The 9,112-nt window shown below is 45.8% G+C and carries 5 protein-coding genes; 4 read left to right on the forward strand and 1 reads right to left on the reverse strand.

Annotation, left to right across the window (positions count from 1 at the left end):
* Window positions 1–134: 134 nt before the first annotated feature.
* The 4 genes from cmoB (at window position 135) to AB4263_RS05620 (ending at window position 4,666) form a co-directional block, all read left to right on the forward strand.
* Window positions 135–1,106: a tRNA 5-methoxyuridine(34)/uridine 5-oxyacetic acid(34) synthase CmoB gene (cmoB, locus tag AB4263_RS05605; protein ID WP_017062084.1), complete on the forward strand. Its 972-nt coding sequence runs from the start codon at window positions 135–137 to the stop codon at window positions 1,104–1,106.
* A 312-nt stretch (window positions 1,107–1,418) separates the two neighbouring features.
* A complete protein-coding gene (locus AB4263_RS05610; RefSeq protein WP_017062085.1) occupies window positions 1,419–2,159 on the forward strand; it encodes an ATP-dependent zinc protease in 741 nt (246 codons plus the stop codon).
* Window positions 2,160–2,176: 17 nt separating this feature from the next.
* Entirely contained in the window at window positions 2,177–3,682 is a 1,506-nt protein-coding gene (locus AB4263_RS05615) for an inactive transglutaminase family protein (RefSeq protein WP_372054614.1), read from the forward strand.
* Between the two features lie 3 nt (window positions 3,683–3,685).
* Window positions 3,686–4,666: an alpha-L-glutamate ligase-like protein gene (locus AB4263_RS05620; protein ID WP_026084277.1), complete on the forward strand. Its 981-nt coding sequence runs from the start codon at window positions 3,686–3,688 to the stop codon at window positions 4,664–4,666.
* Window positions 4,667–4,775: 109 nt separating this feature from the next.
* Here AB4263_RS05620 and fdhF read toward each other — a convergent pair whose 3' ends face one another.
* The gene (gene fdhF, locus AB4263_RS05625; RefSeq protein ID WP_372097836.1) at window positions 4,776–9,005 is read right to left on the reverse strand and encodes a formate dehydrogenase subunit alpha; all 4,230 of its coding nucleotides are present in this window, start codon (window positions 9,003–9,005) and stop codon (window positions 4,776–4,778) included.
* Between the last annotated feature and the right edge of the window lie 107 nt (window positions 9,006–9,112).

Below are 9,112 nucleotides of genomic sequence, written 5' to 3' on the forward strand. Positions count from 1 at the left end.
ATCCTCAAGAGCGAGGAACAAACGAATTGGGGATCTCTTATCAAACACGATAAACGAGATTCCCTAGCATGTTTGTCCACACTCTTAATGGAGTGACAAATTTAATTTCTACACCACCAACTCAGTGAAAACCTATGTTTAATTTTGCCAATTTTTATCAACTTATTGCCCAAGATACTCGCCTTCAGCCGTGGCTAAATGTCCTGCCACAGCAACTGACCGATTGGCAAAATGCAGAGCACGGTGACTTTGACCGCTGGCTACGTGCACTAAACAAGATTCCACAAGACGTGCCAGATCAAGTTGACCTGAAAAATTCAGTGACGATTGGTAGTTCTACGCCCTACCACACAGGCGAACTGAAAAAGCTAGAAAGCTTATTGAAGACTTTCCACCCGTGGAGAAAAGGTCCTTATACGGTTCACGACATCCATATCGATACAGAGTGGCGCAGTGACTGGAAATGGGATCGTGTGCTTCCACATATATCTCCATTAAAAAACCGTTCGGTTCTCGATGTAGGTTGTGGCAATGGTTACCACATGTGGCGCATGCTGGGTGAAGGTGCTCGCTTAACGGTTGGTATCGATCCTTCCCACCTATTCTTGGTTCAGTTTGAAGCAATTCGTAAGTTGATGGGCGATGACCAACGAGCTCACCTATTACCTCTAGGTATTGAGCAGCTCCCAAAGCTAGAAGCCTACGACACGGTATTCAGCATGGGCGTGCTTTACCATCGTCGTTCACCACTGGACCACTTGATTCAACTGAAAGACCAATTGGTGTCTGGCGGTGAACTGGTTCTTGAAACCTTGGTGATTGAAGGCGATGAGAACGCAGTATTAGTTCCGGTTGACCGTTACGCGCAAATGAGAAACGTCTACTTCTTCCCTTCAGCTCGCGCACTGAAACGCTGGCTAGAACAAGTTGGTTTTGAAGACGTACGAATCGTTGACGAAAATGTCACGACAATTGGTGAACAACGCACCACAGAATGGATGACACACAACTCTCTTCCAGATTACCTCGATCCGAACGATCCAAGTAAAACGGTTGAAGGTCACCCTGCACCGAGACGTGCGATTCTGGTAGCAACAAAGCCATAGATTTACTGCCCACAAAGCAGTGGCATATTGAGTAAATAAAGCACAAGCCTATTAAGGCAGCAAAACAATTGCTTGCATGGTCAAAAAGCCACTGTTAATTTCGCGGTGAACCTTGCTTCCTTAGCTTAAGAATTGAACAAAAATTGACTTATGTTTAATAAGTGAGCTATTCCAAATAGCAATAATTGGCGTAGCGCTCACATTGCGATTCAATATGACCAGACTCTTACAATAGGATGCTTCACGCATCCTTTTTTGTGGGCTAAACTTCTAAATGGTCTGAACTATTCTCTAATTCTCAAAGGTTTTTTTATGTTTAAGCGATTATCGCCTATTGTGGCGGTTGGTTTGCTCTCTGGTTGTACTCTTACAAATGGTGCTACCTACCACCAAGAAACTCTCGACGCTATTTCCCGCTCAGAGACAAACATCGCAAATAAGGTTCAAAATCTTGAACTGCAACTAAGCAATCAAAGTGACTATATTGAAAGCTTAGAAGACGAAATTACTACCCTTTCTAGTCAATTAGATACCCATCTAACGAGCATGGAACACAAGGTTATTGAAGAGCTAGAGGAAGAGGAACCGGTCGCTATTGCCGTTGCTCCTATCGCTCCTATATCACAACCGACTATCCTTGGCGGCATCGAAAAAGTGTTTATCGACTCTATCAAGCAAAGCTTTGATGCTCGTGTTGATACAGGTGCAACCACCTCTTCTTTAAACGCTGTCGATATCAAAGAATTCGAACGTAACGGCAAGAACTGGGTTAAATTTCACCTAGACGACAAAGCCCAAGCTAAAGAAGACCAGAAATGGATTGAAGCGCCTGTTGTACGTTATGTAAAAATCCGTCAATCAACCAATGATCAAGCAGAACGTCGAGCTGTGATCGAATTATGGGTGAAAGTTGGAAAAATCCATGAAAAAGCGCAATTTACATTGGCGGATCGCTCTCAAATGAGTCACCCTGTGTTACTAGGGCGCGAATTTATCAAAGACATAGCGCTAGTAGATGTAAGTAAAAAGTACGTACAAACGGAAGTTAAATAACAATAGTAGGGTAAGCTATGACGTCAAGAATTCCATTTTATATCTCTATATTCCTGCTTATTGTGGCAGGTATAACACTGAGTATGTTCAGACATACGACCTACGGTGTACCTTGGACTCCAGGGGAAACCAGACAGGTTTGGGACGTTGAAGCTCGCATCGAGTTCAACGCAGTAGGCAAAGAAGCAAAAGTTTCACTAGCAGCTCCTCACACTCAGTCTAATTACACACTTATTGGTGAATCAGCTTCGTCACCAGGTTACGGTATCTCTTACTTGAACACAGAATCAGGTCGCCGTGCAGAGTGGTCTATTCGCCATGCTGATGGCCCTCAAACTATCTACTATAAGACTCAATTCCTAGTCGATAACCAAGCGAAAGTTGATGCTATACCACCAGAAGGCGAAATCACACAACCAAGCTTTGATGGTCCTGAAGAAGCTGCTGCGTTGGCATTGATTGACAGAGCAACTAAACGCTCAGCAGACAACATCACTTTCACTCGCGAACTTATCAAAACGCTTAATGACCCAGACAGCCAAAACTCAGCGCTGATTCTGAATAACATGAGCAAAGTTGAAGCGACACATAAGCTACTTTCAGCAGCAAACATCCACAATAAAGTCGTTGGCGTTATCGAGCTAGAAGATGGACGTCGTCGTCAATCTATTCAGCAAATGAACCAGATCTGGGATCACGACCAATGGGTTCTATTCTCTCCAGAATCAAGTGAACAACAAGTTCAGCCAAATCTGCTTATTTGGGATGAATCAAACGTTTCTCTACTGGATGTGGTTGGCGGTCAGAACAGTAAAGTTCACTTCTCTATGATTGCGCAGGAGGTTACTCCTACTGAAGCAACTAATAGCAAAGTCTCTGCTGATCAACTGTTAAACCTTTCAATTCACAGCCTACCGCTAGAAGAGCAAGCGATGTTCAAAACCATCATGCTGATTCCTATCGGTGCACTTATTGTTGTGTTCTTGCGTGTCATCATCGGTTTGAAAACGTCTGGTACGTTCATGCCAGTTCTGATTGCGGTGGCCTTTGTTCAAACACAACTGGTAACGGGTATTGTTGGCTTCCTACTGATCGTCGGTACGGGTCTTATTATTCGAAGTTACTTATCCAAACTCAACTTGCTACTGGTAGCCAGGATATCCGCCGTAATCATTACGGTAATCATGATTATCTCCGTGTTTACCGTGGTCGCGTTTAAAGTCGGTCTGACTGAAGGTCTATCGATTACGTTCTTCCCAATGATCATCCTATCTTGGACTATCGAACGTATGTCTATCCTATGGGAAGAAGAAGGCGCGAAAGAAGTAATGCTACAAGGTGGTGGTTCTCTATTCACTGCGGTTCTTGTTTACTTAGGCATGACTAACCCGTTCATTCAGCACTTAACGTTTAACTTTATTGGTTTACAGCTTGTTATTCTAGCGACCATCTTGCTACTAGGTAACTACACAGGCTACCGTCTAACTGAGCTTCGTCGCTTTAAACCGCTAGCAGAGGACTAAGTTATGTTTGATCAGTTTACTTCACCGTTTAGGTTGAAAGACAAAGGCATAATGGGAATGAACAAGCGTAACCATAGTTACATTGGTCGCTACAATGATCGTTCCAAGTATCCACTCGTTGATGACAAGCTTAAGACTAAGATCATCGCTGAACAGGCTGGCGCTACGGTGCCAAAGCTGATTGGCGTTATCGGTCACCAAGCTGAAGTAAAAACAATCCACAAGATGGTAAAAGAGTGGCCGGGTTTCGTAATCAAGCCAGCTCAAGGTAGTGGTGGTAAAGGCATCCTTGTTGTGACATCTCACAAGGATGGGGTTTATACCAAGCCATCAGGTTCGACTATCAATGAAGAAGACGTAGAGCGTCACATCAGTAACGCTCTTGCAGGCCTTTTCTCACTTGGTGGTAAGAACGATGTAGCGGTAGTTGAAAACCTCATTAAGTTTGATGAGTGTTTCGATGGCTTCAGTTACGAAGGTGTGCCAGATGTACGAATCATCGTATTCAAGGGCTACCCTGTTATGGCGATGATGCGCTTATCTACTTCAGCTTCAGACGGCAAGGCTAACTTGCACCAAGGGGCTGTAGGTGTAGGTATTTGTATTGCGACGGGTAAAGCCGTTCGTGCGGTTCAGTTTGACCACCCAGTCACTCACCACCCAGATACGGGTAAAGAGTTGGCGCTACTTCAAGTGCCGCATTGGGAAAAACTGCTAACACTGGCATCAAGCGCTTGGGAAATGACGGGGCTTGGCTACATGGGTACTGACATGGTTCTAGACCAAGAAGAAGGCCCAATGGTACTTGAGCTTAACGCACGTCCAGGTTTGGCTATCCAAATCGCGAACGGTGCTGGTCTGCTTCCTCGATTGCACCATATTGAGAACCTTGGTACGCCGGCTGAATACCCGAAACCTGCAGAGCGCGTGGCATACGCAGCTAAGCAATTCGGTGTTCACGGTAACGAGATTGTTCCGAACTGAGCTATTTGCTAACTAGGTCACTTGATACCTAATAGAGCTCAATAAATAAGCCGCATAACTCTGAGAGTTACGCGGCTTTTTAGTATCTGCCATTTGTTAACGAATTGGGCTAAGCCTCTGTCGCTTCAATTTCAGGCTCACGAATCGGATCAATGCGCACTGCCGCAACCTTAAACTCAGGGATCTTGGCATGCGGATCGGTCGCCGTTGTCGTCAAACGGTTCACAGGAGACTCCACGAAATGGAAGGGAATAAACACCACACCTTTCTGCATTCGCTTGGTTACAAAAGCCGCGATTTCAATTTCACCACGACGTGTTGAGACTTTAAGCATCTGACCATTCGAGATCCCTAACGCTTCAGCATCATGAACACTCACCATGGCACGTGGCCCAGCTAAGTTATCCAGCCCTTTAGTTTTACGCGTCATGGTTCCGGTATGAAACTGCTCTAGAATACGCCCAGTCGTTAATACTAACGGATACTCTTCATCCGGAAGCTCTGCTGCATATCGAAACGGAATCGCTTCCATCTGACCACGTCCACGAGTGAACTGAGTCTGGTGCATAATACGAGTGCCATCAGGATTGTTTTTATTGCTTGGCCATTGCACGCCATTAACCGTGATGTTTTCCCAACGTAAACCACCATATTGTGGCGTGACGCGAGCAATCTCATTGGTAATGTCCGCAACCGAGTCATATTCCCAATTGCCGCCCATCGCATTAGCCAACATTTGGATAATCACCCAATCTTCTTTCGCTTCACCTGGAGGCAATACCGCCGGGTTAATACGCTGAACACGACGCTCGGTATTAGTAAAATGACCAGACTTCTCAGCAAACGAGCAAGACGGTAGCACCACATCGGCATATTGAGCGGTTTCGGTTAAGAAAATATCTTGAACCACGAGGAAATCTAACGCTTCAAGACCTTCAATCACATGCGCTTGGTTCGGGTCACTCAGCACTGGGTTCTCGCCCATTACGTACAGACCACGAACATCTCGATGACACGCTCCATCAATAATTTCGGTCAACGTTAAGCCTGTTTCAGCCGGTAGGTCAGAAACACCCCACTCCATCGCGAATTTTTGACGAACCATTGGGTTGTACACTTTCTGATAACCCGGAAGGTTATTTGGCAATGCGCCCATGTCACACGCACCCTGAACATTGGATTGACCACGTAATGGGTTGATACCGCCGCCTTCAATTCCGATATTGCCACACAAGAGCTGTAGGTTAGCGATTGATCGAACGTTATCGTGACCAGTGGTATGTTGCGTAATGCCCATCGAGTAGTACACCGCTGTACGCTCTGCAGTACCAATCAATCGCGCCATTGCGAAGATGTCTTCCGCTTTAACGCCAGTTACCAGCTCCACTTTGTCTAGTGAATAACTTGGTGACATTACCTCTTGAAGCAAGGTATCAAAGCCATCCACACGGTCTTCGATATACTCTTGGTCGTACCAACCGTGTTTGATGATTTGCTGCATCACACCATTGATCAACATTACATCAGTACCCGGTCGGTGCGCTAAGTAAAGCTCAGCATGGTCAGCAATATCGATTCGTTTTGGATCAGCAACGATCAATCGTGCTCCACCATGCCTCACCGCTTGCTTGATGTGCGAGCCAATAATTGGGTGTGCTGAAGTCGTGTCTGAACCGATAATAAAGATCACATCTGAGTGCTTGATACTTGGAATATCATTGGTCATCGCCCCGCTGCCCAGCGAAGCCTCTAAACCAGTAACAGTAGATGCGTGACAAAGGCGCGCACAGTGATCGACGTTATTGGTACCGAGTTCACGACGTATGAATTTTTGGAAGGCATAGTTATCTTCATTGGTGGTTTTCGCCGACGAGAACCCCGCTAAAGCGTTACTGCCAAAGCCTTGCTTAATCGCAGTAAACTTCTCGGCAATAAGCTTAACTGCCTCATCCCAACTTGCAGGTTGTAACCAGCCATCTTTACGAATTAACGGTGTTGTAAGGCGGGCATCACTGCCGACGAAGTCGAAACCGAAACGTCCCTTAACACACAGCATGCCCTCGTTGACCGGAGAATCACCGCCCTCGATATAGCGGATTTTGTTTTTCTGCTCATCGATATGCATGGTTAGCTTGCAGCCGACACCGCAATAGGTGCAGATGGTATCGACTTTCTTGAGTACGTCTGTGTCTCCCTGCTTTCTGTCGCGAGCATCCACCATTGCACCGGTTGGACACACCTGAATACACGATCCACATTGAACGCAGTTTGAGTCGCCCATTAAGGTCTTATCTGCCCCAAAGTTAGGGCGACATTCAGGTCTTGATGCAGGTTTGCCATCCGATTGATTCATGAAGCTTAGAACGCCATGAACATTCTGTTCTCGACATGCTTGAATACACTGGCCACAACTAATACAGCGGTTGGCGTCAAAGATAATGAACTCAGAACTGTCATCGACCGAAAATTTTTGCCTTGTTAACCCGACCTTCGCTTCTTCAGCACGAATCGCCTGCCAACTCTCATTCGAAGCCACATCGATTTTGTACTCTGGATGCGTTTGCGTTGCTTTGTATTCGGTCGAGTAGTCTCGTAGGTCGCAATCGGTATTGGCTTGGCAGCCACACTCTAGACATCTTGCAGCTTCCGCTATTGCATCAGCATTCTCAAACCCTGTTTCTACTTCATCAAAGCTTTGTTCACGCTGCTCGGGCGTTAGTTCTGGCATGATCTTACGAGCCATGCGTTGTATCGACTGGTATTGCTCAGGATCCACCGCTTTGAGCTGTTTGTGCTTTCTTGAGTTAAACGGTTTGGCTGGAATATTGTCCATATCACCATGGAAGAAGCGATCGATCGCTTGTGCAGCAATACGCCCATCCCCCACAGCTTCGACTGCGGTTGCAGGGCCGCGTCGGAAATCACCAATACTGAAAATATTTCCGGTTCCGGTATGCATGGTTTGTGGATCAGCATCTGCGGTATTCCAACGAGTAAGAGGAATATCAATCGCTTCATTGTCCATAAAGCTCAGATCAGGCTTTTGCGACACGGCAGCAATAACCGTATCAAACGCTTCAACAAAGAACTCGCCAGTTGGTTTAGGGCTGCGGCGGCCTGAAGCATCAGCAGGACCCAAAGCCATTCGTTCTAATCGTATTTCTGATACATGACCATTTTCATCGGCTATGTTTTCTGCAGGGTTGGTTAAGAAGTGGAACTTCACACCCTCATGTTCAGCTTCTTCGATTTCGTAATCTTCTGCTGGCATCTCATCTCGAGTACGACGATAAATCAGCGTAGTATCCGCGCCATCACGAACTGCGGTTCGAGCACAGTCAATCGCTGTATTACCGCCACCGATCACGGCAACCTTTTTACCAGTGACGTACTGCTGGTCGGTCACGTAATCTTTCAGATAATCGACACCCAAATAACAACCTCCGAGTTCGCTACCCGGGTAATTCATCTCGACCGCTTGCGATGCACCAACGGCTAAACAAACCGCATCAAAATCGTTACTTAAATCAGATAGTGTAAAATCAACACCGAGTTTTTTACCGCACTCAACCACCATTCCGTTGCGACACATCAACTCGATTTCTTTATCTAGAATCGACTTAGGTAAGCGATATTCAGGGATACCGTAACGCAGCCAACCACCCGCTTGCGGCATCGACTCATAGACACTGACATCATAGCCTTCGTTAGATAGGTAATAACCTGCCGTAAGCCCACCGGGGCCACTACCAACAATCGCAATACTCTTGCCTTTGATTGGTTTCTTAGCTGGCATGTAGCTCTCTTGAGTCGCTAAATCCGCGTCGGCAGCGTGTCGTTTGAGTTGGCGAATCGCAATGGATTCATCAACCAAGTTACGACGACATTCGGTTTCACAGAAAGCAGGACACACACGACCAATTGAAAGCGGCATTGGTAATGTCTTTTTGATCACTTCAATCGCTTTGATGTGATCATTTTGAGCAATATGGTGCAGGTAAGATTGGATGTCGACCCCAGCAGGACAGGCTGTTTGGCATGGCGCCTCACAGTCAGCATAGTGATCGGTCATAATGCGATTCAACGCTTCTTGTCGATGATTCGTTAACTGTTTTGACTGAGTGGTAATATTCAACCCATTAGACACTTCAAGCTCACAAGAGCGAGTAACACCAACGCCATCAACTTCAACGACACACAAATCACACGGCACTTTATCCGCTGTTTTGTTCAAACCACATAAAGATGGGATTTCCAAACCACATGTTTTTGCCGCTTCAAGAACGGTTTGTCCTTGCTCGACGATTCGATATTTCCCATCAATCACGATTTGAATCATACCTAAGTCCTACCTTTACCTTTCGCACACGCGAGTTATCAATAATTAAAATTTAAGTAATACAATATTATTAATATTATTAAATCTATGTCATTACCATACATTAT

This window comes from Vibrio sp. 10N.261.55.C5 (assembly GCF_041470505.1).
GTDB classification, from domain to species: Bacteria; Pseudomonadota; Gammaproteobacteria; order Enterobacterales; family Vibrionaceae; genus Vibrio; species Vibrio crassostreae_C.

Bases quoted from the DNA above. Each gene is read 5' to 3' on its own strand.
- cmoB (WP_017062084.1), top strand. From the start codon at position 135: ATGTTTAATTTTGCCAATTTTTATCAACTTATTGCCCAAGATACTCGC.
- AB4263_RS05610 (WP_017062085.1), top strand. From the start codon at position 1,419: ATGTTTAAGCGATTATCGCCTATTGTGGCGGTTGGTTTGCTCTCTGGT.
- AB4263_RS05615 (WP_372054614.1), top strand. From the start codon at position 2,177: ATGACGTCAAGAATTCCATTTTATATCTCTATATTCCTGCTTATTGTG.
- AB4263_RS05620 (WP_026084277.1), top strand. From the start codon at position 3,686: ATGTTTGATCAGTTTACTTCACCGTTTAGGTTGAAAGACAAAGGCATA.
- fdhF (WP_372097836.1), bottom strand. From the start codon at position 9,005: ATGATTCAAATCGTGATTGATGGGAAATATCGAATCGTCGAGCAAGGA.